Below are 21,736 nucleotides of genomic sequence, written 5' to 3' on the forward strand. Positions count from 1 at the left end.
ATTACTCTCTGTGTAGGGGCGCTGCATACTGCGCCCGCGTTAATCGGGGCGAATGTATTCGCCCCCTACAAAATGACTGTGTAACTTTACATCACATCTTCAACCGCGCGCCGCAGGCGGGCTTTCATATCGCTATAGCTCTGTTGCGCATAGTTTTCCGCCCAGTTCTGATCGGCAATCGCCTCCAGTTTTACCGCGCAGTATTTGGTTTCCGGCGTTTTGGAGATCGGATCCAAATTCTCCTGAGTCAGCTCATTACAGGCGCCGATCCACCACTGGTAGGTCATATACACTGCGCCCAGGTTAATGCGCTCGTTATAGTTGGCGCGGCTGATCACCTTGCCGCGGCGCGAGCTGACCCACACCAGTTGCTGGTCGGCAATACCCAGCGCTTCGGCATCCTGCGGATTGATCTGCACGAAGCCGGGCTCGTCCGCCAGAGTTTGCAGGGCGGCGCAGTTACCGGTCATCGAACGGCAGGAGTAGTGACCGACTTCACGCACGGTACACAGTACCAGCGGATAACCGGCATCCGGCACTTCCGCCGGGGCACGCCAGGTGGTGGCGAACAACTGGCCTTTGCCGGTCGGCGTGGTGAACTGGTTACCCTGATACAGGTAAGGGGTGCCCTGGCTTTCCAGCGTGGTACAAGGCCATTGCACGTGGCCCAGCTCGCCCATTTTTTCGTAGGTCGCGCCATAAAACAGCGGGCAGAGCTCACGCATTTCGTCCCAGATTTGCTGGTTATCGTCGTAATGCATCGGATAACCCATCTCGGTGGCCAGCAAGCTGATGATGTCCCAGTCGCGTTTGACGTTGTACTGCGGTTCAATGGCTTTCTCGAAACGCTGGAACCCACGGTCGGCACAGGAGAACACGCCGCCATGCTCACCCCAGGAGGTGGCGGGCAGGATCACGTCGGCCTGTTCGGCGGTTTTGGTCATAAAGATGTCTTGCACCACCACAAACTCCAGCGCCTCGAACGCGCCGCGCACCAGACTCAGGTCGGCCTCGGTCTGCAACGGATCTTCGCCCATGATGTAGTAGGCTTTCACTTTGCCCTCATGAACCAAATGCGGGATTTCGGTGATGCGATAGCCCACATTCGGATCCATTTTGGCGGCATCAATTCCCCAGGCGGTGGCGAACTTGGCGCGTACCGCAGCGTCGGTGACGGCCTGATAGCCGGGGAACTCATTCGGCAGCACGCCCATGTCGCAGGCGCCCTGAACGTTGTTTTGCCCACGTACCGGGCCGACGCCCACGTTGGCCCGGCCCAGATTACCGGTCAGCAACGCCAGGCTGGCGAGCCCTTTGACCACGTCGACCGCCTGGCCGAACTGGGTGACCCCCATGCCCCACATAATGGTGGCAGAAGGGGCGCTGGCGTAGGTGCGCATCGCCTGGCGAATTTGCTGGGCGCTGACGCCGGTCAGTTGTTCTACCGCTTCCGGCGCATAGTCCGCCAACTGCTGACGATAAGCCTCGAACCCCTCGGTGTATTTCGCCACGTAATCGCGGTCATACAGGTTTTCTTCAATCAGCGTATAGGCGAAAGCATTCACCAGCGCCATGTTACAGCCGTTCTTGATCTGCAAATGCTGGTCAGCAATGCGCGCGGTTTCGATACGGCGCGGGTCGCACACGATAATCTGCGCGCCTTTCTCTTTGGCCTTCAGCACCCGGCGAGCCACGATAGGGTGCGAGTCGGCGCAGTTGTAACCGATGACCAGCAGGCATTTGGAGTTTTCGATATCACCAATCGAGTTGCTCATCGCGCCGTTACCCAGCGTGGCCTGCAAACCCGCCACCGATGGGCCGTGGCAGACGCGGGCGCAGCAGTCGACATTGTTGGTGCCGATCACCGCACGGGCGAACTTCTGCATCACGTAGTTGGTTTCATTGCCGGTACCGCGTGATGAGCCGGTGTGCATGATGGCGCTGGCACCGTGCTTATCTTTGATCTGTTGCAATCGCTGGGCGGTGTAGCGGATCGCCTCATCCCAACTGACGGCCTCAAACTTGCCGCCTTTTTCACGGCGGATCAGCGGTTGGCTCAGGCGCGGGGTCAGTAGCTTGGTATCGTTGAGAAAGTCCCAGCCGTAATAGCCTTTCAGGCACAGCTCGCCCTGATTGGTCACGCCCTCAGCCGCTTCGGCACGGATGATTTTACCGTTGTCGACCACCAGTTTCATTTTGCAGCCTGCACCGCAGTAAGGGCAGACGGTTGTGATTTTTTTCATCGGTTCAGTTCCTAAAACAGTGACGACATGGTGTCGAGTGCGGCGCGACGACGTTTCTCGGCGTTCATTTCCTGCAGCATGTTGCGATCCACACAGTGCAGCGCATTGGTTGGGCAGGTTTCCATACAGGCCGGGCCGCTATCACGGCCGATACACAGGTCGCATTTATGGGCTTCGGCTTTCTCGGTGGTGGCGCTCATCATGGCGCCGTTCTGGCGGATAACCGGGCGGGTGATCACTTCCATCGCGCCGTAGGGGCAGGCCACTACGCAGGTTTTGCAGCCGATGCAGCGTTCCTGCATCACCAGCACCATGCCATTGGTGCGGCTGATAGCGCCATTGGGGCAGACGTTGGAACAGGGAGCGTCCTCACACTGGCGGCACAGCACGGCGGTGCTGACGTTAACGCCTTTGATCACGTGCAGGCGTGGGGCGAAGCTGGCGGCGTTGAGCGCTGAAATATCCTGGCTTTCGCTGTGTGCCATCACGCAGGCAATTTCACAGGTACGGCAGCCGATGCATTTCTTGGGATCGGCGATGATAAACCGGTTCATCAATAACTCCTGGGTTACCCTTCATCCGGGTATGACAATGGATAGGTTGTGCCTCGGATTAGGCATAAAGCATGCCAATCCTGAAAATCAAGTAAAAGCAGTGAGTTAGCCTGGTGATGACGAAGTGTCCGACGGCATGTCGACACAAATGACGATGCCGTGTCAGACATTCGTCACCACCAGTGGCGAGTAGCCGCCGTTAATCGGCCAGTCATGCAGGCGTTGATGCAGCCGGGTCACCGCCTGCTGTACCGCCGCGCCGATCGGGTAGTAAAACGCCACTACCTCGGGCTGAATGCCGATAAAGGTGATCTCCGGCACCGTTTCGCGCAGTTGGTCGATCAGGAAATTGAGCGGCAGGTTATGGGTGGTCATGATGAACATGTCGGCGATGTCTTTTTCATCGATCACCCGGGTTTCACCCGCCGCCAGCCCCATGTCGGTGGCATCGACAATCACCAACCGATCGGGGCGCAGTTCGCGGATATGGCCAATGTCGTTCTCCGGCGCGGCTCCGCCGTCAATCACCGTCCAGCCGGCGGGGGGATTACCGGCACAGAGTTCCGCCAGCAGCGGTCCGGCGCCGTCATCTCCCATCATGCAGTTGCCTACACACAATAAAACGTCAGTCATCATGCCTCCGGACCATCAGGTAAATGGCGGGTTCGTTTTCAATCGACTGCAGCAGGGCGATCAGCTGTTGGCTCCAGTCTTGCTGTTGGGCGCTCATCTGCGGGGCGGCCCCGCTCAACGCGGTGGCCAACAGGTGGGTGTGGCTGCTGTCGATACAGATCTCACCGAAGCGGTCGACCCCTTCCAGCTTGCGCCGGGCGGTGCTGTCGGCGGGCAGTTGGGCCACCCAGCCGTGGAACCCGGCCAACGGGCAGCTGATTTTGGCCTCCAGACAGTCGATAACCCCCAGATGATGGCCGATCGCCAGGCTGTAATAGATCACCTCCTGGGCTTTGGGCGGGGCTTTTTTCTCCTGCACGAACTTGCGGCTCAGGGAGTAAAACACCACCTGCGCATGGGAATGGCTCATAGTCGCAGCTCCCCACGCAGTACCCGTTGATAGATGCCCTGCAGGTTGCCGACAATCTCACTCAGGCGCAGATCGTCCTGCTGTTGCAGGTAAGTGCTAATGCGCTGTTCGACCGGCAGGGGGCTGTCTGCGGCCAGCAGTTGCATAAACTGATCGGCGATCTGACGGCCATAGCGATATCCGGCCATCCGCCGGGCTTCCCGATCCAGCAATACCCGCAGTGGCTGGGGCAATGCCGGGTGCAACAGTCGGGTGGCTTCGCCATCGGTTTCATCATGCTGGCGACCTTTGATTTTTTGATCCAACAGGCCGAGCGCCATGGCAAAACCGTAAATGGTGGCCGCCGGGGTCGGCGGGCAACCGGGAATATAGACATCGACCGGGACGATGCGATCGGTGCCGCCCCATACGCAGTACAGATCGTGGAAGATGCCACCGCTGTTGCCGCAGGCACCGTAAGAGATGCTGATTTTCGGATCGGGTGAGGCCTGCCAGGCGCGGATCGCCGGGATCCGCATGGCGCGCGTGACCGCGCCGGTAAACAGCAGAATATCGGCATGGCGGGGTGAAGGAACCACTTTGATACCGAAGCGTTCAGCGTCGAACAACGGGGAAATAGCGGCGAAAATCTCGATTTCGCAGCCATTGCATCCCCCGCAGTCCACCCGGTAAACATAGGCCGAGCGGCGGATATCTTTCAGCAGGGTGGTTTTCAGCTTGGCGATACTTTCGTCGAGGGTGATCGGCACCGGCAGGCCATTTTCGTCGCGAGGGCCAATCAGTGGCGGATTCATGAGATGACCTCCCGGGTCAGATGGCGGCCAATGTCAATGCGATCGGCCTGGGTCAGGTTTTGCTGCTGTTTGCAGGCCGGGCAGGTTTCAAACTGCGTGCGGCGCGCGGCGGTTTCGGTACTGTTCAGCCCGAGCAGCGCAATGGCATAGTCAATCTCCTTCTGCGACGCGTAGGGCTTACCACACTGGCGGCAATGGCAGAGGGCGAAATCGGCTTGCTCGTACAGATCTTCTTTGCGCCACACCGCCAGTTCGAACTGTTGCGAAAGCCGGATGGCGGCGGTGGGGCAAACCTCTTCGCAGCGAGCGCAAAAGATGCAACGACCGAGAAACAGCTGCCAGCGGATCGTGCCATTACTCAGGTCTGTCGCCATGGTCAACGCATTGGACGGGCAGGCGTTGGCGCAGGCACCACAGGCAATACATTGCTGTGGGTTGTATTCGGGTTTGCCACGAAAGTTCGGGTCAATCACCAACGGCTGGGCCGGATAGGCCACGGTGGCTGGCCCGGTTTTCAGCACTTTTTTAATCAGTTTCAGCATGATGGGCTCCGGTTAGAACGGTTTGTTTTTCCGTTCGATGCCATAACGCTCAATCTCTTTGTACGGCACGATGATGGACTGGCGTTTGCGCACGTCGACGATGGTCATGCGATCGGTACAGGAATAGCAGGGATCCAGACTGCCGATGATCAGCGGGGCGTCAGAAACCGTGTTACCGCGCAGCATGTAACGCAGGGTCGGCCAATTGGCGTAGGTCGCGGCCCGGCAGCGCCAGCGGAACAGCTTCTGGTTGTCGCCGGTCATGCTCCAGTGGATGTCGTCACCGCGCGGGGCTTCGGCAAAGCCCAGGGCAAAGCGGTGCGGGATATAGGTGAAACCGTCCACCGCCAGCGGCCCGCTTGGCAGACTTTGCAGCCCGAACTCGATGATACCGAGCGAGTTGAACACTTCGTGAATACGCACTTTAAGCCGCGAATAGACGTCGCAGCCGTCCTCCACGCACAGTTCTACCGGCAGCTTGGCGTAACCGGCAAACGGATGGTCGATGCGGGTATCGCGACGGTGGCCGCTACCGCGGATCATTGGGCCGACGTTGCTGTAGTCGCGGGCAACCTGTGGATCGAGACGGCCAACCCCGACGCTGCGCTGTTCGGTGTTTGGCGTGCTGAGCAAGATATCGACCAGATCCACCAGTTCACTGCGCATTTGCGCCGCCAGCCGCAGGGTTTGCAGCATGTCGTCTTTCAGAATGTCGCGGCGGATGCCGCCAATCAGGTTCAAACCATAGGTTTTACGCGCCCCGGTCAGGATTTCAGCCATCTTCATCGACTGTTCACGTACCCGGAAGAACTGCATAAAGCCGGAGTCGAAACCGACGAAGTGGCAGGCCAGCCCCAGATTCAACAGGTGGCTGTGCAGGCGCTCCACTTCCAGCAGGACTGAGCGGATCATCTGGGCGCGCTCCGGCACCTGAATGCCCATCGCGTTCTCCACCGAACTGGTGTACGCCACGCTGTGGGTAAACCCGCAAATGCCACACACCCGGTCCGACAGGAAGGTCACTTCGTTGTAACCCATGCGGGTTTCGGCCAGCTTCTCCATTCCCCGGTGCACGTAGAACAACCGGTAGTCGGCATCAATGATGTCTTCACCGTCGACGAACAGCCGGAAATGGCCAGGTTCATCCGAGGTGATATGCAGCGGGCCGATCGGCACCACGTTGGCTTTGCTACCGGCCAGGCTCTGGAATGGATAGGTTTCCACGTCGGTGGTGGGGGCAGGCCGTTGGCGATAATCCATGGCGTCTTTGCGCAACGGGTATAGATCGTCCGGCCAGTCATCCGGCAGTACCAAGCGGCGTTCGTCCGGCAGGCCAATCGGGCGCAGGCCATACATGTCGCGCACTTCGCGTTCACCCCAGACGGCCGCCGGTACCCGTGGCGTCACGGAAGGGAACTCCAGCGTTTGGGCGTCGACTTCGGCACGCACCGTGATCCAGCACTTGGTGCCTTTCTCCATCGACAGCACGTAATACAGTGCATAACTGCCACACAGCGTGCGTTCATCGTTACCAAACAGCACCGACAGCCAGCCACCCTGTTGGTAATACAGCCATTCCACCACTTCCGGCAGCGCATTGAGTTTCACGGTGACCGTCAACTGATCGTCCGTTTGCCATTCTGCTGCCAGCATGGCGGCGGGGAACTGTTGCTGCAGTGCCGCCAGATAGTGCTGGCCTTGATGTTCGTTAGTCATTATTGATTGCCTTAATCATTATTCAGCCGACGACCAGCCAGGAAACCAGCGCCAGAAAAGCCAGCCCAAACCCGGCCCAGGTGGTACGGGCGGTTTTCAGGAAGCGCAAACGTGCCACGCTGTTTTCGATGAGTGCGATCAGCGTCACCGCGCACAGCAGCTTGAGCAGCGCCAGTACCAGCCCGATCAACAGTTGCGGAGCGGTGAGCTGTGCCGCTTGGCCCCAGGGCAGGAACACGCCGAGGAACAGTTGCAGTACCACCAGTTGTTTGAGGCTGATGCCCCATTTGATGATGCCGAGCTCAACGCCGGAGTATTCCGTCAGCGGGCCTTCCTGTAGCTCTTGTTCGGCTTCGGCCATATCAAACGGCAGCTTGCCCATCTCGATATAAGTGGCGAATGCGCAGGCCAAACCGGCCAGCAGCAGCGCTAATCCCGCGTGATGCGGCAAACCCAGCAGGCTCTGCACCATGGCACTCAGTTGGGTGGAACCGGCGACCAGTGCCGTCACCCATAGACCGAGCAGCAGGATTGGTTCGACCAAAATGCCCAGCACCGCTTCGCGGCTGGCGCCGATGGCGGTAAAGGGGCTGCCGGTATCCAGCCCGGCAATGGCAAACACAAAGCGCACCACGGCGAACAGATAGATCAGCGTGATCACATCGCCGATGGCGGGCAGCGGTGAGGCAGTAGTCAACATCGGCAGCGCACAGGCGATGGCCAGCAAGGTGCCGGTCAACAAGTAAGGCATGGCGCGAAATGTCAGGCCGGAAGCTCCCGGTGCCACGCTTTGGCGTTTAAGCAGTTTGGCGATATCACGGTATTCCTGTAATACGCCAGGGCCACGGCGGCTATGGATGCGCGCGCGTAGCACCCGGCTGATACCGGCAAACAGCGGGGCAATAGCCAGTAGCAGCAGAGCCTGCGCCAGTCCGAGTAATACATTGGGATAGGTCATTGTCATCTCCTCAGGCAAAAGCCACGGCCAACAGCACCGCCAGTTCTACGGCGGCCAGACCACGGCAGAAGGCCACGAATTCGTTACGGTGTAACCCATCACCGAAGTTTTCCGGCAGCCAGCGACGCAGTTGGTACAGCGGGGCAAACATCACCCGCAGCGGTTGAGCAAAGCCGGTCGCGGTGATCACCATCGCGTCTTCATGCCCATAGCCGCAGGCCCAGGCGCTGCCTTGCACCCGACGAGGTTGGCGACGTGCCTGATAACGCGCCGCGATCAACAACGGCAGTAGCGGCATCGCCAGCAATAAAATGGCGATCAGCGGGGTGGAAACCAGCGTGCCGGTGACGGAAAGCGACTGCTCGGTCGTCATGCCGGTCAGGCGGGCAAACAGTGGAATGATCCAGGGCGCACCCAGGCCACAAACCAGACACAACAAAGCGGGCAGCGCATGGCTCAGCGTCAGGCAAAGGTTGGCTTGAACGGCATTCGCGGCGGCAGCACAGCGTGGTGCTCCCAGACAGGCAACACCAAAGACCTTGCTGACGCACATCACCGCCAGCGCGCCGGTCAGGGCCAGGACCACGGCCAACAGCGGGCCGAACAGATGCCCAATAAAGCCGGGCGCGGCGCTAAAGTGGAACAGCCCCTGGTAGATCAACCATTCACTGGCGAAACCGTTCAACGGCGGTAATGCCGCCATCGCCACCAGGCCAATCAGCAGGGAAACGGCGGTCCAGGGCATCAGCCGTGCCAAACCGCCCATTTTTTCCATGTCCTTCAGCCCGGTCTGCTGTTCAATCGCTCCTGCCGCCAATAGCAATGCGCTTTTGAACAGGCTGTGATTCAGCAGGTGGAACAGGCCACCAATCAGGGCGAAGGCGGTCAGTAACGGCAGTTGCAGCGCCATACCGACCATGGCTCCCCCGATCCCCAGCAGGATGATGCCGATATTTTCCAGCGTGTGGTAAGCCAGCAAGCGGCGCAGATCGTGTTCCATCAGCGCATACAACCCACCGAAAAAGGCGGTGCCGGCAGCCAACAGCAGCACCAGTAATCCCCACCACAACGGCGGCGTGCCCAGCAGATCCAGTCCGACTTTCAAAATACCCAGCAGGCCGACCTTCATCAGCGCGCTGGAAAACAGCATGGCGGCGGAGGCAGGTGCATTGCTGTGGGACTGCGGCACCCAGGCATGTAACGGCATCACCCCGGCAAAAATGCCAAAGCCGGCCAGCGCCAGCAGGAAAACGCCGTTACGCAGCGCGTCCGGCAATGGCGTGGCGCGGATCACGCTGAACTGCAGGCTGTGGCTGTGGGAATAGATCAATGCGAAGGCGATCACCAACAGCAGGGTGCCTGAGCGCATCAACAAGAACTGGCTATGCCCGGCGCGCAGGCTTTTAGCGCTCGGGGCATGGACAATCAGGAAATAGCCGCACAGTGCCGCCAGCTCGAGTAACAAAAGCAAAGCCAGGGCGTTATCGGCCATCACCGCGGCGCTTAATGCCGCCAGCATCAGATTGATTAATCCAACCTGTCGGCCACGGGCGCGCGGGTTCAGCCTGGATAAGCTGCCTGCGTGATAGAGCGCGGCAAAGATCCCGCTGAGCGCCATCACCAGCAGCAGCAGGGCGTTAAGGCCACTGATTTCCACTGCGTAATGCAACCACGGCAAACGATCGCTGTGCAGTGGCGCAAACAGCATTTGCAGCGCCGCCAGCAGCGAAGCGACAGCACAGAGCAAGGTGCCGCCACTCAGCAGGACGCTGATGCGTGACCAGGGGGCCAATAACCAGCCCAACAGGGCGCAGAGTAAATACCCCACCAATGCCGGCGTCAGCAGCAACAACGGGTCGGGCAGAAGGGCATACATCATCAATTCGGCTCCTTGTGGGATCCAGGGGCGGCGGCGAACGGCAACTCGGCGCTGAGCGCCTGCATGGCGTTGCGCCTTTTCTGTTCGCTGGCGTTGCGTACGTCCAGGTCAGTGACCAACCGGATAGCCTGGGTTGGACAGGTGCGGATACAGGCCGGGCCTTCGGGGCTGAAGTCGCAGAGATCGCACTTCACCGCCACGGCACGCACACCGGGCACACAATCCAGGAAGGCGCTGATCGGGCGTGGTGCCTTGGCCGCCGGCAGTGCCAGCGGGGTGTTGCAGTCGCTGGGGATCGCCAATGGGCTACTGCCGCCGAAGCCAATCGCCCCGAACGGGCAAGCAATGCCGCAGAGTTTGCAACTGATGCACAGGCTTTCGTTCAGTACGATGGCGTTATCCTGATGACGAATAGCGTTGACCGGGCATACCTGTGCACAGGGAGCATCCTCACACTGGTGGCACATCACCGGGGCCGAGTCGCGGGCGTTACGTATCACCTGCAAGCGGGGTAATGCCTGCAAACCTTGTTGCCGGTGTTCCGCAGAACAACTGGCCATACAGGTATTGCAGCCAATACACAATTTGGGGTCCGCAATAATAAAGCGGTTCATGCACACTCCTTGCTTCGTCATTTATGACGAAATCGTCAGTAAAAAATGACGCTTCGACAGTTTTCTGTCGGTGATTAACGCCGACGGTCAGACGGGTAAGGTTATTTTCTTCAGTGCATCATGAATGGCGTGGCCGTCATGCAGGGAATCAAACAGGCATTGATAAATAACGGCGATCTTATCCAGATAATGATCAAATACCGCCTGCATATCGCGGTTGTTTATTACACCGTCGATATTGCCATTTTCATCCAGCGTGGCATGGGCGAATGGGGCAAAGTTTTCCGGCTCATGGGCCGTGGCCAGATTAATGCGGTAGCAAATATCACGGCTGTAAAAGCCCTCGCTCAGTTGGATACTGACCGTAAAGTGGTTGAACAGGACAAAGCGCAGATCGTTTTCCTGCCCGTAGGTAAACTGATGATTAATCTTCTTTTTGGTGGTGGTCACCGCCTTGACCAGGGTGCTGTGGTAAGTCTGCCACTGCGCCATCAGGCGGTTGCTTTTGTTGGCGATATAATCGGCCTGACTGGTTACTTCACTGATTGTACTCATTGTCGTCACTCAATATTGATGGTCGTTGTCGAAATAGCTCCGGGTCAGCGAGTTAAAGCATAAAGCGTGCCAAGCTCCGGTAAATTTCATTATTTCCTTTTAATTCAATTATCAGGATTAAATTAACCCGCCAGCCGGTTAGGCAATGAACGGGTTAATCACTGACGATGACATGACGCTCGACAAATATGTCATTGGCGACTTGGCACCCTATTTGCAATGTGAGGTAAATAACGCGTTTTATCGCCATTACCGGAGGCCGGATGCACGAAATAACCTTGTGCCAACATGCGATGGAAATAATGCAGCAACAGGCTAACCAACATCATGCGCAGCGTATTACCGCGGTGTGGTTCGAGATTGGCGCATTTTCCTGTGTCGAAGCGGAGTCATTGAGGTTCTGCTTTGACATGGTGTGCCGCGACACCCTGGCCGAAGGCTGCGAACTGCATCTGATCGAACAGAAAGCGCTGTCCTGGTGTTATGACTGCCAGGCCGACGTCGAGTTACTGATGCCGCAGGTGCTGGTTTGTCCACACTGCTCCGGGCGCAACCTGCGGGTGCAGGCCGATGATGGTTTGCAGATAAAACGTCTGGAAATTGAATAACAGAGGGGAACGACTATGTGCAGTACCTGCGGATGTGCTCAGGGCGAACTGACGATTGAAGGGGAAGTGAAGGTGCCATTCCGCCCGCAACGCAATGTGCAGGGCGATCTGCATTACGGCCTGGGGTTGGCGGGCACCCATGCGCCGGGCATCAGCCAGCGCCGGATGCTGGAAATTGAAACCCGGGTGCTGGATAAAAACGATCGTCTGGCGGAAGGCAATCGGCAATATTTTGCCGGGCAGCACATTCTGGCGCTGAATCTGGTTTCCAGCCCCGGCTCCGGTAAAACCACGTTGCTGACAGAAACCCTGCTGCGGCTGCGTGGTCGGCATCCGTGCGCGGTGGTGGAAGGTGACCAGCAAACCACTAACGATGCAGAACGCATTCGTGCCACCGGCGTCCCAGCGATTCAGGTGAATACCGGGAAAGGTTGTCACCTGGATGCGCAAATGGTTCACGAGGCTGCCCGACGTCTGGAACTCAAACCCCATAGCCTGCTGTTTATCGAAAACGTCGGCAATCTGGTTTGCCCAGCCAGTTTTGATCTCGGGGAACGCCATAAGGTGGCGGTGCTTTCGGTCACCGAAGGGGAAGACAAGCCACTCAAGTACCCGCATATGTTTGCTGCTGCCCGGGTGATGCTGCTCAACAAAATCGATCTGTTGCCGTATTTGAACTTCGACCTGGCCACCTGCATCGACAATGCGCGACAGGTGAACCCGACCATTGAGGTGATTACCCTGTCGGCGACCAGCGGCGAAGGCATGGATCAGTGGCTGGCCTGGCTGGAGGAGCAGCTATGTGCATAGGCGTTCCCGGGCAGATCGTGGCGCTGGATGAAAAGCAGCCCCAGCACGCCTGGGCTGAAGTCTGTGGCGTGCAACGGGAAGTGAACATTGCGTTGGTGCGTCAGGACGGTGAGCCGAGAGAGGCGATGATCGGCTGCTGGGTGCTGATCCACGTGGGCTTCGCGATGAGTCGCCTTGACCAACAAGAGGCCGAGGAGATGCTGGCGGCACTGCAGGCGATGGGGGAAGTGGAGCAGGACGTGGCACTGTTTCTGGCGGGGGAAGGCAAGCATGCATTACGTTGATGAATTCCGCGATCCACAACGGGTAAAAACCCTGCTACAGCATATCCGGCAGCGAGCGGTGCAGTTGCCGTTTACCGCTGAACGCCCCTTGCAAATCATGGAGGTTTGCGGTGGCCATACCCATGCCATTTTCCGCTTTGGGCTGGATAAACTGCTGCCCCCACAGATTGAATTTATTCATGGCCCCGGCTGCCCGGTTTGCGTGTTACCCATGGGCCGTATCGATGCCTGTTGCGAAATCGCCGCTCACCCGGAGGTGATTTTTTGCACCTTCGGCGATGCGCTGCGGGTACCGGGCAAACAAGGCTCGTTACTGCAGGCTCGCGAGCGCGGGGCCGACGTGCGGGTGGTTTATTCGCCGTTGGATGCACTGATGCTGGCGCGGCAAAATCCCCAGCGGCAGGTGGTGTTCTTTGCCCTGGGTTTCGAAACCACCATGCCGGTCACCGCGATCACTTTGCAACAGGCCCGGCTGGAAGCGCTCGACAACTTCAGCGTGTTTTGCCAGCACATCAGCCTGATCCCCACCTTGCGCAGCCTGTTGCAACAGCCGGATGTGCGCATCGACGGTTTTCTGGCGCCCGGCCATGTCAGCATGGTTATCGGCACCGAGCCCTATGACTTTATCAGCCGGCAATACCACAAGCCCCTGGTGGTAACCGGTTTTGAACCGCTGGATATCTTGCAAGGGGTGATGATGTTGATTGAACAGTTCGTCGGGCAGCAGAGCCAAACCGAAAACCAATATCGGCGGGTGGTGCCGGAACAGGGCAATCTGTTGGCACAGCAGGCGATGAGCGATGTTTTTGTGCTGGGCGGCGGCAGCGAATGGCGCGGTCTTGGCACCATTGCCGACTCCGGCATTGCCCTGACCGCTGCCTATCGTGCCTTCGATGCAGAAAGACGCTTCCGTCCGCAGCATCGGCAGGTGGCTGACGATCCTCATGCCCGCTGTGGGGAAGTACTGACCGGGCGCTGCAAACCGCGAGATTGCCCGTTGTTTGGCCGTGGCTGTACGCCACAAAACGCCTTTGGTGCGCTGATGGTATCTTCAGAAGGGGCCTGCGCCGCCTGGTACCAATACCGCCGTGAAACAGAGGAAACCCCGGCATGAATAACGTGATTACCATGGCTCACGGCAGCGGCGGCACGGCGATGCAGCAACTGCTGGATGAGCTTTTCTTGCCGGCCTTCGCCAACCCACAGTTGGATCAGCGCGAAGATCAGGCCCGACTGGATTTGGCCGAGTTAACCCAACAGGGCGATCGGCTGGCATTTACCACCGACAGCTACGTGATTGACCCGATTTTCTTTCCGGGCGGTGATATTGGCAAACTGGCGGTTTGCGGTACGGCTAACGATCTGGCGGTCAGTGGTGCATTACCGCGTTATCTCTCCTGCGGGTTCATCCTGGAAGAAGGTTTGCCACTGGCCGATTTACAGCGGGTGGTGGCTTCAATGGCCGCCACCGCACAGCAGGCCGGTATTCGCATTGTCACCGGAGATACCAAGGTGGTGCAGCGGGGTGCCGCCGACAAGCTGTTTATCAATACTGCCGGGATCGGGGTGATCCCACCGGGCCTGGATTGGGCGGCGACCCATATCCGTGTCGGCGACGCCGTCATTGTCAGCGGCACCCTGGGCGATCACGGGGCAACTATCCTCAACCTGCGGGAAAAGCTGGGCATGTCGCTGGACGTGATCAGTGACTGTGCGGTGTTGGCTCCGTTAATCGCGCCATTGCGGGCCATTAACGGCGTGCGGGCATTGCGTGATGCCACCCGTGGCGGGGTGAACGCCATTCTGCATGAGTTTGCTCGTGCGGCCGGTGTGGGGATCGAGGTGGAAGAGAATCTGCTGCCCGTAGCCTCGGCGGTTCGGGGTATTTGTGAATTGTTGGGGTTGGATGCCATCAACTTTGCCAACGAGGGAAAACTGGTGGTGGTGGCCGCACCTGAGGCCGAACTTGCAGTGCTGGCTGCCTTGCAGGCTCACCCGTTGGGCAAGGCCGCTACGGTGATTGGCCGGGTGACGTCAGGACGCCAGGTGAGGCTGCAAGGCGCTTATGGCATCAGCCGCCTGCTGGATTTGCCGCATGCTGAACCTTTGCCGCGCATTTGTTGATCCGGTCGGGGGAGAACCTTGCCGCCCAGCGTTACACTTTGTGACGTGACTCACTAACATCATCATCGCGACTCAGGCAAGTGATAAACAATGTCGAATGCACAATTAGAAAAACAAGAATTACTCGAAATAACTCGCACGCTGCTCAGTCAGCACAGCTTCGCCGATCTGTTACGGCAACTACGCCAGCTGCTGCAACGTCAGCAACTGGCCGACAATGTAACGCTGGTGCTGTTTGACCCACACAGTGAGCGCGTGTGTTTTCATGGGCTGGACGCGCAGCGGCAGCCGGTTATCTATCAGGATGAAACCCTGCTGGCTAACGGACCGGTCAGCCGGTTACGGCAGAGCCCACTGGCACAACGTTGGCAGAGTGAAGATCTGCATGCGCGTTACCCGCAAATCAGCGCCCTGGCGTTGTACCCCTCCTTTAGCCACTATTGCCTGATGCCACTGCATGCCGGTGGCACCCTGATTGGCGGTTGCGAACTGTTACGCAATAGCGCGCAACCTTTCAGTGATGCGGGTCTGGTGCAGTTACAGACGCTGATGGAGTTGGTCGCGTTGGCGGCAGAGCAGATCACATTGCGTGAGCAGGCAGAAACACGCCAGCGCCAGTTGCGCCATGAACGAGACGATTACCGTGTTTTGGTCGACGTGACCAACGCGGTGCTGTCAAAGCTCGATCTGGATGATTTGATTGGCGAAATCTCAACGGAGATCCACCGTTTTTTCAAGATCGACGCCATCAGCATGGTGTTGTGTGTCGATAAAACCGATCAGGTGACCGTCTATTCCACACATTACTTGCAAGACGACGTGGTCGAGCGCCAACAGTACAGTGTGGCCCTGGCAGGAACCTTATCGGAACAGGTGATGCAGAGCGGCGAAATGCTGCTGCTGAACCTCAAGCATTCCGATCGCCTGGCGGCCTATGAACGCCAACTGTTCGATCTCTGGCATGATCAAATCCAAACGCTGTGCCTCTTGCCACTGGTGTTTGGCAAAAAGACTCTGGGCGTATTGAAGCTGGCACAGTGTCAGCCGGACAATTTCAACGCTGCCAATCTGCGGGTGTTACAGCAGATTGCCGAACGTATCGCCATTGCGGTGGACAATGCGTTGGCCTACCAGGAAATCAACCGGCTCAAAGAGAGCCTGGTGCATGAAAACCTGTATCTGACCGAGCAAATCAACGGCAATAACCCGGACTTCGGTGAGATTGTCGGGCGCAGCGTGGTGATGTCTGCGGTGCTGAAACAGGTCGAAATGGTGGCCAAGAGTGACTGTTCGGTGCTGATCCTCGGCGAAACCGGCACCGGTAAAGAATTGATTGCTCGCGCTATTCACAACCTGAGTGAGCGGCGTGACCAGCGCATGGTGAAAATGAACTGCGCGGTGATGCCGGCCGGTTTGCTGGAAAGCGATTTGTTTGGTCACGAAAAGGGATCCTTCACCGGGGCCACCAACCAGCGGATGGGGCGTTTTGAACTGGCGGATAAAGGAACGCTGTTTCTGGATGAAGTGGGGGAAATTCCCGTCGAACTTCAGCCTAAACTGCTGCGGGTATTGCAGGAGAGGGAGTTTGAACGGGTAGGCGGTAACAAGGTGATCTCGGTAGATGTGCGTCTGATTGCTGCCACCAACCGTGACCTGCAGCAAATGGTGGCCGATCGCGAGTTTCGCAGCGACCTGTTTTACCGGCTGAATGTGTTCCCCATTGTCATCCCCCCCTTGCGTGAGCGGCCGGAAGACATTCCGCAATTAGTGAAGTTTCTTACCTATAAAATCGCACGGCGGATGAAGCGCACCATCGACAGCATTCCGGCAGAGACCCTGCGTCTGCTAAGCCAGATGCCCTGGCCGGGCAATGTGCGCGAGCTGGAGAATGTCATCGAACGGGCGGTATTGCTGACGCAGGGTACGGTACTTAATCTGGAGTTGCCCGAACTGCGCTATCCGGTGCCTTCGATGGCCTTACCCTTGCCGGCAGCGGAGCCGATCCAGGCGGGAGAAGACGAACGCCAGCGGATTATCCGCGTGCTGAAGGAAACCAACGGCGTGGTGGCCGGCCCCCGTGGTGCCGCGCAGCGTCTGGGGCTCAAACGCACTACGCTACTTTCACGCATGAAGAAGTGGGGGATTTTGGTCAAGTAATCGGATGGGGTAATTAAAAGGCCCAAGTCCGGCGGAGTCTCCGGCTTGGGCCTTGCTTGTCGCTTAATTTGAGTTAGGGTGTCACTTCATCAATCTCATGCGGTCTTTGCTTGCGCAGCAGATGCAGCAGTAAAGACACCCGTCGCTCCGTCCGTTCCGGGGTATCCGGCGGCAAGTTATAGCGCAGGGTATAACGCTCGTTTTTTTCATTGAAGAAATCGATAACCAGTACCGGTATCGAAGCCCCAACCACTTTGCGATAATTCAATGAGATCGATGACAGGTCTCGTTTCATGACACATCCATCCTTGATCAACTCACAACAACGTTGCGACGTGTTGATACCGCAATCCGCCCGATACCAAAACTCAGCGCGGCACCCAACAGCAGCATCAGCAAGGAGCCCCAGGCGGCACGGGAGACTTGTTTGGCTGCCACATCCGCCGCTTCGCGGGCTTTCTGTTCAGCCTGAGCCTTCAGTTTTTCGACTTTTTGTACTGCCTGCTGATAAGCCTGAGCGTAGTTGTCGACAATTTGGGTCGCTTCAGCGTGGCTCTTGCCGGTACGAGCCGCAACGATGTTCACCAGTGCGTCCTTATCAGCGGCATTCAGGGTTGGCTCACCAGATTGCTTCACGCGCTCGAACCATTGCTTAAGCTCCGCTGCGGCCTGGGCCGGATCGGTGGCAGCATCGGTCGCCGACTGTTTACCGTCCGCACCAGCCTGTTCGGTTTTTTGTTCCAATTTGGACGGGTCTAATTCCGGCTTGCCGGTTTGCTTGAGCGTGGTAGCCAACTGATTTTGCAAATCATCCCAATCCAGGCTGATGCCTTGCTTGTCGAGTTGCTGCTTAACGCTGTCGCCAATGCCCGGTGCCGCCGCCGCCAGGCCGTTACCCGCCAGAGATAATCCTTTACCAACGGCATTTCCGGCCAGACCGACCACGCCGCTTGCCAAAGAAATAACCAGCCAGGTGGTCAGTAAGGTGGTGACCGCCCAGCTCAACAGGCCGTGTAAACCGCCCCGGTTGGGTGCGGTTCGGCCGGCGACAAAGGCCCCTGCGGCCAGGGAGAGCAAGGTGGTGACAAACAGCCAGATGCCGGTTCCGACACCGAAGCCACTCAGGGGATTACCTGCCTGCATCGGGTCCACGGCCGATGCGCCGACAGCGGTACCCAGTACACTCAAGATCAGATAGGTCGCCAGTGCCATGGCGCTCCCGGCCAATATTGAGCCCCATGAAACGTGAAACGCAAAGCGATTGGATTCATAGACAGTGGTCATTGTTATTCCTTATATTTACTGGACAAGGGGTTGTACGCACAGCAGTCCGCTGCGCCGACAGAATCAGTCTGCCGATCTGCACCACCGATCGTCCCGGTTCATTTGCACCCTTGGTGCTAGTGCATTCACACCCCGCGAATGAACTACTTAAGCACTATGCTGGTTGGGAAGTCGCATCATTGCCAGGCGCGAAGATCGCCATTTGGTGGCCCGAGGCCTTTTGTCTTATGGAGAAATAATGAGCCAGTCCGTTCTTGCCAGCGAAACTAACCGCAGCCAACTACAACAGATCATTTCAGGATTGACCGAAGGGGTGATCCTGACCGAAATCGATCAGACCATTCTGTGGGCGAATGAAGCCGCGCTGAGCATGCATGGGCTGACCAAACTGCGTGAGCTGGGAGCCAATGCCCAGGAGTACGCGGAGCGTTTTGCCTTGCGTTATCGCAACAATCATCCTTTGACCGCAGAGCAATACCCGATTAACCGGGTGGCCAAGGGTGAAGAATTCAGTGATGTGCTGGTCGAGGTAAAACCCATCAGCGAGCCGGAGTTTATCTGGGTACACCGTTTGCGCAGCCTGATTATCACCGACGCTAAAGGGCAGCCCGAGTTATTGGTATTGATCCTGAGTGATGCCACCGAGTGGGCCAGTGCCGAAGATCGCTTTGAAAAAACCTTCAACGCCAATCCGGCACCCGCGGTGATCTGTAGCCTGAACGACCTGCGTTACATCAAGGTCAATCAGGGGTTCCTCGATATGACCGGTTACCACCGCGATCAGGTAATGGGTAATTCGGTCTACGCACTGGATGTACTGGAGCAGGCGGAAAATAAGGAACTGGCCGTGCAGCGCCTGAGTGAAGGGGCAACCATTCCGCAAATGCAGGCCGAGTTAAAACTGCCCGCAGGGGGAACCAAACTGGTGATCGTTGCCGGGCAGCCGCTGGACATCAATGAAGAAGATTGCATGCTGTTTACCTTTACCGACCTTGAGCCTCGCCGTAAGGCCGAGTCGGCGTTACGCGAGAGTGAAGAGCGGTTTGCCAAGTCCTTTCGTTTGAGCCCGGTCCCGACGCTGGTGTGCACTGCGGACAAGCAGCGAGTGCTGGATATCAACGAAGCCTTTATCAAGACCACCGGATACGCCGCTGAGGAGCTGATCGGCAAGACGGTCGAGGATCTCAATGTTATTGATGGGCAGGGGGAATGTCGCCGTTTGTTTACCCTGCTGGCAAAAACCGGCAACGTCGAGAGTCAGGATGTTAAAGTCCGGAAAAAGGGCAACGACGTGATCGACTGCGTGGTCTCCGCCGATGCTGTGAGTATTCAGGACGCGCCCTGTTATCTGTTGGTCATGATGGACATTACCGAACGCAAACGGTCGGAACTGGAGTTGGTGTCCGCCATCGAAGAGGTGATGCAAGATGCTTCTTGGTTCAGTCAAACGCTGCTCGAGAAACTGGCTAATGTGAAAAGCATCAATAAACCCCATCTGTCTGGGGTTTCCTTCACCGATCTGACTGCCCGTGAGCGCGATGTGTTGGGACTAATCTGCGAAGGCCTGCCTGACAAGAAAATTGCCACCCGCCTTAATCTTGCCGCCAATACCGTGCGTAATCATGTGGCTACAGTGTATTCCAAACTCGACGTGCACAGCCGTAGTGAGGCCATTGTCTGGGCCCGTGAACGGGGGTTATTTGCCGGTGAACGCCAGTCTAAAAAGGAAAAGTAAGGCTCAAATGCACTAGTCAATTTCATGCAAATTGACCTTATGAGTGGCTAGGGGGCAGCTTAGTATTGAGGCCGTCATCTACCGATATCAAACTCAGGAGAACAGGATGAACAGCGATAAAATCGAAGGTGTTATGGATAAAGTTGTCGGCAAAACGCAGGAAGTTGCGGGTGATGTGACGGGCGATGAACGCCTGCAAGCCGAAGGGAGCGCCCGCTACGTGGCGGGGGCGATACAAGAAAAGTATGGCGATGCCCTGGGCTGCGTCAGCGACCTGGTCAAGAAGAAGCCACTCACCACTGTGGCGATCTTTGCCGGCGTGAGTTTATTGGCGGGCCTGCTGTTACGTCGCCGGTAACCCTGTTTTAATCGCCCGCACTCTGCGGGCGAACTCTCCCCCAGATGTGCCCCCCCGGTGTCAGACCAAAGCCTTCGTCGTCCCCGCAGTCATCTTATGCAACTTCGCCAGTGATCCCCCTTTGCAGCCGCAGATTTCTCATAACCCGGGCAAAGAACCTTTGCCTCTGATTTTGCGTCTGGGGCATACGTCCTATATATTTATTAACAGGCCCAAAGGCCGTTAGGGAATTGTGATACTTGATCCAACTAATCACCGATTACTAGGAAGCTATCATGCATAAAAGAACACTGGCGACACTGCACTACGAAAAAATGCCTTACGATGGAGTCTATTACCATATCTTAAAACGTGAGGCGCAAGGGCACACGGCGCTGTTGAAACTTGATGCTGGCAGCCAACAGTCAGCCCGTTTTCATCCGGGTTGGGTCAAACTGATGGTTTTGTCTGGTGAACTCAAAATTGGGGATCAGATTCTGCAAGCGCATGAGATGTTGATGATCCCGGCGAAAACCGCCTACACGGTGGAGGCCATCACCGAGGTTTACTGCCTGGCGATTTCTGAACTGGACGGAGTAGAACTGGCTCGCTAGAGAGGGCTCCTGACAGAGTAGCCAGCTTGGCCCCGCATGGGTTTATCTGGTGGAATTCCCCGTCACTCAGCGGGGAGTTCTGATTTTAGCGCTGCAAGGTATAACAACCCGCCTGATAGATAACCTCTTGCTATTCATCTGTCGCTCTCCTTGTTTCTCTGGGGGAGGCGTTTGCCGTTTAATATAGATTGTGACCCATTAATATATTGGTCACTCATTGTGAATCAAAACTCACAGAGATAAGCTATACCGATGAATAAAAAAATGAAGACACCCCAAACACGCGGCCCCTCTGATCACAGCGTTCGCGATCAGGTGGTAGAGGCGGCTACAGAATATTTTGGACATTATGGGTTTGAAAAAACCACGGTGTCCGATCTGGCCAAGGCCATCGGTTTTTCCAAGGCTTATATCTACAAATTCTTTGAGTCCAAGCAGGCGATTGGCGAGGTGATCTGCGCCAATCGCCTGGCCATGATTATGGCGCTGGTGGATTCGGCGATCGCAGAGGCACCCACCGCCTCAGAGAAGCTGAGACGCCTGTTCAAGGCGCTGTCAGAAACCGGCAGCGACTTGTTCTTCCATGACCGCAAGCTGTATGACATCGCCGCTGTTGCCGCACGCGATCGGTGGCCTTCAGTGAAGGCGCATGAAGTTCATTTGCAGCAGGTCATTCAGCAAATTATCCGTGAGGGCCGCGAGTCCGGGGAGTTTGAGCGCAAGACCCCGCTGGACGAAGCCGCCAGTGCGATTTATCTGGTGATGCGGCCCTATATCAACCCGGTACAACTGCAATACAACCTGGAAACGGCCGGTGAGGCTGCGGTGCTTTTATCAGCATTGATATTGCGCAGTCTGTCGCCATAACGCCATCAGTGACCATTGA

23 protein-coding genes are annotated in these 21,736 nt (G+C 57.3%); 10 read left to right on the plus strand and 13 right to left on the minus strand.

All coding sequences use genetic code 11. From position 1 onward, the window contains the following. Window positions 1–86: 86 nt before the first annotated feature. The 11 genes from fdhF to hycA all read right to left on the minus strand — a co-directional run bounded on the left by fdhF (window position 87) and on the right by hycA (window position 10,897). Complete coding sequence (fdhF, locus tag BEI65_RS02750; protein WP_099062019.1) at window positions 87–2,243, minus strand: formate dehydrogenase subunit alpha; 2,157 nt, start codon at window positions 2,241–2,243, stop codon at window positions 87–89. A gap of 11 nt (window positions 2,244–2,254) precedes the next feature. Further along, window positions 2,255–2,797, minus strand: coding sequence for an electron transport protein HydN (gene hydN / locus BEI65_RS02755; RefSeq protein ID WP_099062020.1), 543 nt, complete (start codon window positions 2,795–2,797; stop codon window positions 2,255–2,257). Window positions 2,798–2,959: 162 nt separating this feature from the next. After that, window positions 2,960–3,430 (minus strand): hydrogenase maturation peptidase HycI, encoded by a 471-nt coding sequence (hycI, locus tag BEI65_RS02760; RefSeq protein ID WP_099062021.1) that lies wholly within the window; start codon window positions 3,428–3,430, stop codon window positions 2,960–2,962. Continuing rightward, the gene (locus BEI65_RS02765; RefSeq protein ID WP_099062022.1) at window positions 3,423–3,839 is read right to left on the minus strand and encodes a formate hydrogenlyase maturation HycH family protein; all 417 of its coding nucleotides are present in this window, start codon (window positions 3,837–3,839) and stop codon (window positions 3,423–3,425) included. The genes hycI and BEI65_RS02765 overlap by 8 nt, the downstream gene beginning before the upstream one ends. Continuing rightward, entirely contained in the window at window positions 3,836–4,633 is a 798-nt protein-coding gene (locus BEI65_RS02770) for an NADH-quinone oxidoreductase subunit B family protein (RefSeq protein WP_099062023.1), read from the minus strand. The genes BEI65_RS02765 and BEI65_RS02770 overlap by 4 nt, the downstream gene beginning before the upstream one ends. Then, window positions 4,630–5,175 (minus strand): formate hydrogenlyase complex iron-sulfur subunit, encoded by a 546-nt coding sequence (locus BEI65_RS02775; protein ID WP_099062024.1) that lies wholly within the window; start codon window positions 5,173–5,175, stop codon window positions 4,630–4,632. Before BEI65_RS02775 ends, BEI65_RS02770 begins: the two co-directional genes overlap by 4 nt. Before the next feature lie 12 nt (window positions 5,176–5,187). Then, complete coding sequence (locus tag BEI65_RS02780) at window positions 5,188–6,891, minus strand: NADH-quinone oxidoreductase subunit C (protein ID WP_099062025.1); 1,704 nt, start codon at window positions 6,889–6,891, stop codon at window positions 5,188–5,190. A 22-nt stretch (window positions 6,892–6,913) separates the two neighbouring features. Beyond that, a complete protein-coding gene (locus BEI65_RS02785) occupies window positions 6,914–7,849 on the minus strand; it encodes a respiratory chain complex I subunit 1 family protein (protein ID WP_099062026.1) in 936 nt (311 codons plus the stop codon). A gap of 10 nt (window positions 7,850–7,859) precedes the next feature. Further along, on the minus strand, window positions 7,860–9,728 hold the full coding sequence (locus BEI65_RS02790; RefSeq protein ID WP_099062027.1) for a proton-conducting transporter membrane subunit: 1,869 nt from the start codon (window positions 9,726–9,728) through the stop codon (window positions 7,860–7,862). After that, entirely contained in the window at window positions 9,728–10,342 is a 615-nt protein-coding gene (locus BEI65_RS02795) for a 4Fe-4S dicluster domain-containing protein (protein ID WP_099062028.1), read from the minus strand. The genes BEI65_RS02790 and BEI65_RS02795 overlap by 1 nt, the downstream gene beginning before the upstream one ends. A gap of 87 nt (window positions 10,343–10,429) precedes the next feature. After that, complete coding sequence (hycA, locus tag BEI65_RS02800; protein WP_099062029.1) at window positions 10,430–10,897, minus strand: formate hydrogenlyase regulator HycA; 468 nt, start codon at window positions 10,895–10,897, stop codon at window positions 10,430–10,432. 263 nt (window positions 10,898–11,160) lie between these two features. Here hycA and hypA point away from each other — a divergent pair, with 263 nt between their 5' ends. From hypA to flhA, 6 genes are all read left to right on the plus strand, one after another. Next, the gene (gene hypA, locus BEI65_RS02805; protein ID WP_099062030.1) at window positions 11,161–11,505 is read left to right on the plus strand and encodes a hydrogenase maturation nickel metallochaperone HypA; all 345 of its coding nucleotides are present in this window, start codon (window positions 11,161–11,163) and stop codon (window positions 11,503–11,505) included. Window positions 11,506–11,520: 15 nt separating this feature from the next. Further along, a complete protein-coding gene (gene hypB / locus BEI65_RS02810) occupies window positions 11,521–12,315 on the plus strand; it encodes a hydrogenase nickel incorporation protein HypB (protein ID WP_099062031.1) in 795 nt (264 codons plus the stop codon). After that, window positions 12,306–12,599, plus strand: coding sequence for a HypC/HybG/HupF family hydrogenase formation chaperone (locus BEI65_RS02815; RefSeq protein ID WP_099062032.1), 294 nt, complete (start codon window positions 12,306–12,308; stop codon window positions 12,597–12,599). Before hypB ends, BEI65_RS02815 begins: the two co-directional genes overlap by 10 nt. Beyond that, the gene (hypD, locus tag BEI65_RS02820) at window positions 12,586–13,713 is read left to right on the plus strand and encodes a hydrogenase formation protein HypD (protein WP_099062033.1); all 1,128 of its coding nucleotides are present in this window, start codon (window positions 12,586–12,588) and stop codon (window positions 13,711–13,713) included. The genes BEI65_RS02815 and hypD overlap by 14 nt, the downstream gene beginning before the upstream one ends. Continuing rightward, window positions 13,710–14,723, plus strand: a complete 1,014-nt coding sequence (gene hypE, locus BEI65_RS02825) for a hydrogenase expression/formation protein HypE (protein WP_099062034.1) — start codon at window positions 13,710–13,712, stop codon at window positions 14,721–14,723. Before hypD ends, hypE begins: the two co-directional genes overlap by 4 nt. Before the next feature lie 90 nt (window positions 14,724–14,813). After that, window positions 14,814–16,880, plus strand: coding sequence for a formate hydrogenlyase transcriptional activator FlhA (flhA, locus tag BEI65_RS02830; RefSeq protein WP_099062035.1), 2,067 nt, complete (start codon window positions 14,814–14,816; stop codon window positions 16,878–16,880). Between the two features lie 73 nt (window positions 16,881–16,953). Here flhA and BEI65_RS02835 read toward each other — a convergent pair whose 3' ends face one another. Beyond that, window positions 16,954–17,175, minus strand: a complete 222-nt coding sequence (locus BEI65_RS02835; RefSeq protein ID WP_099062036.1) for a hypothetical protein — start codon at window positions 17,173–17,175, stop codon at window positions 16,954–16,956. 17 nt (window positions 17,176–17,192) lie between these two features. Further along, the gene (locus BEI65_RS02840; protein WP_099062037.1) at window positions 17,193–18,164 is read right to left on the minus strand and encodes a hypothetical protein; all 972 of its coding nucleotides are present in this window, start codon (window positions 18,162–18,164) and stop codon (window positions 17,193–17,195) included. 238 nt (window positions 18,165–18,402) lie between these two features. Here BEI65_RS02840 and BEI65_RS02845 point away from each other — a divergent pair, with 238 nt between their 5' ends. The 4 genes from BEI65_RS02845 to BEI65_RS02860 all read left to right on the plus strand — a co-directional run bounded on the left by BEI65_RS02845 (window position 18,403) and on the right by BEI65_RS02860 (window position 21,717). After that, window positions 18,403–19,899, plus strand: coding sequence for a PAS domain S-box protein (locus tag BEI65_RS02845; protein ID WP_099062038.1), 1,497 nt, complete (start codon window positions 18,403–18,405; stop codon window positions 19,897–19,899). 106 nt (window positions 19,900–20,005) lie between these two features. Further along, the gene (locus BEI65_RS02850) at window positions 20,006–20,257 is read left to right on the plus strand and encodes a CsbD family protein (protein WP_085116822.1); all 252 of its coding nucleotides are present in this window, start codon (window positions 20,006–20,008) and stop codon (window positions 20,255–20,257) included. Window positions 20,258–20,532: 275 nt separating this feature from the next. Beyond that, window positions 20,533–20,850, plus strand: coding sequence for a hypothetical protein (locus BEI65_RS02855; RefSeq protein WP_099062039.1), 318 nt, complete (start codon window positions 20,533–20,535; stop codon window positions 20,848–20,850). A gap of 264 nt (window positions 20,851–21,114) precedes the next feature. Then, window positions 21,115–21,717 (plus strand): TetR/AcrR family transcriptional regulator, encoded by a 603-nt coding sequence (locus tag BEI65_RS02860; protein WP_232518964.1) that lies wholly within the window; start codon window positions 21,115–21,117, stop codon window positions 21,715–21,717. The last annotated feature ends 19 nt before the right edge of the window (window positions 21,718–21,736 follow it).

Source organism: Serratia sp. BW106 (assembly GCF_002607755.1).
Taxonomy (GTDB): Bacteria; Pseudomonadota; Gammaproteobacteria; order Enterobacterales; family Enterobacteriaceae; genus Serratia; species Serratia proteamaculans.

What these genes read in the sequence shown, in the direction of transcription:
- fdhF (WP_099062019.1), bottom strand. Translation starts at nt 2,243, where the DNA reads ATGAAAAAAATCACAACCGTCTGCCCTTACTGCGGTGCAGGCTGCAAA.
- hydN (WP_099062020.1), bottom strand. Translation starts at nt 2,797, where the DNA reads ATGAACCGGTTTATCATCGCCGATCCCAAGAAATGCATCGGCTGCCGT.
- hycI (WP_099062021.1), bottom strand. Translation starts at nt 3,430, where the DNA reads ATGACTGACGTTTTATTGTGTGTAGGCAACTGCATGATGGGAGATGAC.
- BEI65_RS02765 (WP_099062022.1), bottom strand. Translation starts at nt 3,839, where the DNA reads ATGAGCCATTCCCATGCGCAGGTGGTGTTTTACTCCCTGAGCCGCAAG.
- BEI65_RS02770 (WP_099062023.1), bottom strand. Translation starts at nt 4,633, where the DNA reads ATGAATCCGCCACTGATTGGCCCTCGCGACGAAAATGGCCTGCCGGTG.
- BEI65_RS02775 (WP_099062024.1), bottom strand. Translation starts at nt 5,175, where the DNA reads ATGCTGAAACTGATTAAAAAAGTGCTGAAAACCGGGCCAGCCACCGTG.
- BEI65_RS02780 (WP_099062025.1), bottom strand. Translation starts at nt 6,891, where the DNA reads ATGACTAACGAACATCAAGGCCAGCACTATCTGGCGGCACTGCAGCAA.
- BEI65_RS02785 (WP_099062026.1), bottom strand. Translation starts at nt 7,849, where the DNA reads ATGACCTATCCCAATGTATTACTCGGACTGGCGCAGGCTCTGCTGCTA.
- BEI65_RS02790 (WP_099062027.1), bottom strand. Translation starts at nt 9,728, where the DNA reads ATGATGTATGCCCTTCTGCCCGACCCGTTGTTGCTGCTGACGCCGGCA.
- BEI65_RS02795 (WP_099062028.1), bottom strand. Translation starts at nt 10,342, where the DNA reads ATGAACCGCTTTATTATTGCGGACCCCAAATTGTGTATTGGCTGCAAT.
- hycA (WP_099062029.1), bottom strand. Translation starts at nt 10,897, where the DNA reads ATGAGTACAATCAGTGAAGTAACCAGTCAGGCCGATTATATCGCCAAC.
- hypA (WP_099062030.1), top strand. Translation starts at nt 11,161, where the DNA reads ATGCACGAAATAACCTTGTGCCAACATGCGATGGAAATAATGCAGCAA.
- hypB (WP_099062031.1), top strand. Translation starts at nt 11,521, where the DNA reads ATGTGCAGTACCTGCGGATGTGCTCAGGGCGAACTGACGATTGAAGGG.
- BEI65_RS02815 (WP_099062032.1), top strand. Translation starts at nt 12,306, where the DNA reads ATGTGCATAGGCGTTCCCGGGCAGATCGTGGCGCTGGATGAAAAGCAG.
- hypD (WP_099062033.1), top strand. Translation starts at nt 12,586, where the DNA reads ATGCATTACGTTGATGAATTCCGCGATCCACAACGGGTAAAAACCCTG.
- hypE (WP_099062034.1), top strand. Translation starts at nt 13,710, where the DNA reads ATGAATAACGTGATTACCATGGCTCACGGCAGCGGCGGCACGGCGATG.
- flhA (WP_099062035.1), top strand. Translation starts at nt 14,814, where the DNA reads ATGTCGAATGCACAATTAGAAAAACAAGAATTACTCGAAATAACTCGC.
- BEI65_RS02835 (WP_099062036.1), bottom strand. Translation starts at nt 17,175, where the DNA reads ATGAAACGAGACCTGTCATCGATCTCATTGAATTATCGCAAAGTGGTT.
- BEI65_RS02840 (WP_099062037.1), bottom strand. Translation starts at nt 18,164, where the DNA reads ATGACCACTGTCTATGAATCCAATCGCTTTGCGTTTCACGTTTCATGG.
- BEI65_RS02845 (WP_099062038.1), top strand. Translation starts at nt 18,403, where the DNA reads ATGAGCCAGTCCGTTCTTGCCAGCGAAACTAACCGCAGCCAACTACAA.
- BEI65_RS02850 (WP_085116822.1), top strand. Translation starts at nt 20,006, where the DNA reads ATGAACAGCGATAAAATCGAAGGTGTTATGGATAAAGTTGTCGGCAAA.
- BEI65_RS02855 (WP_099062039.1), top strand. Translation starts at nt 20,533, where the DNA reads ATGCATAAAAGAACACTGGCGACACTGCACTACGAAAAAATGCCTTAC.
- BEI65_RS02860 (WP_232518964.1), top strand. Translation starts at nt 21,115, where the DNA reads ATGAAGACACCCCAAACACGCGGCCCCTCTGATCACAGCGTTCGCGAT.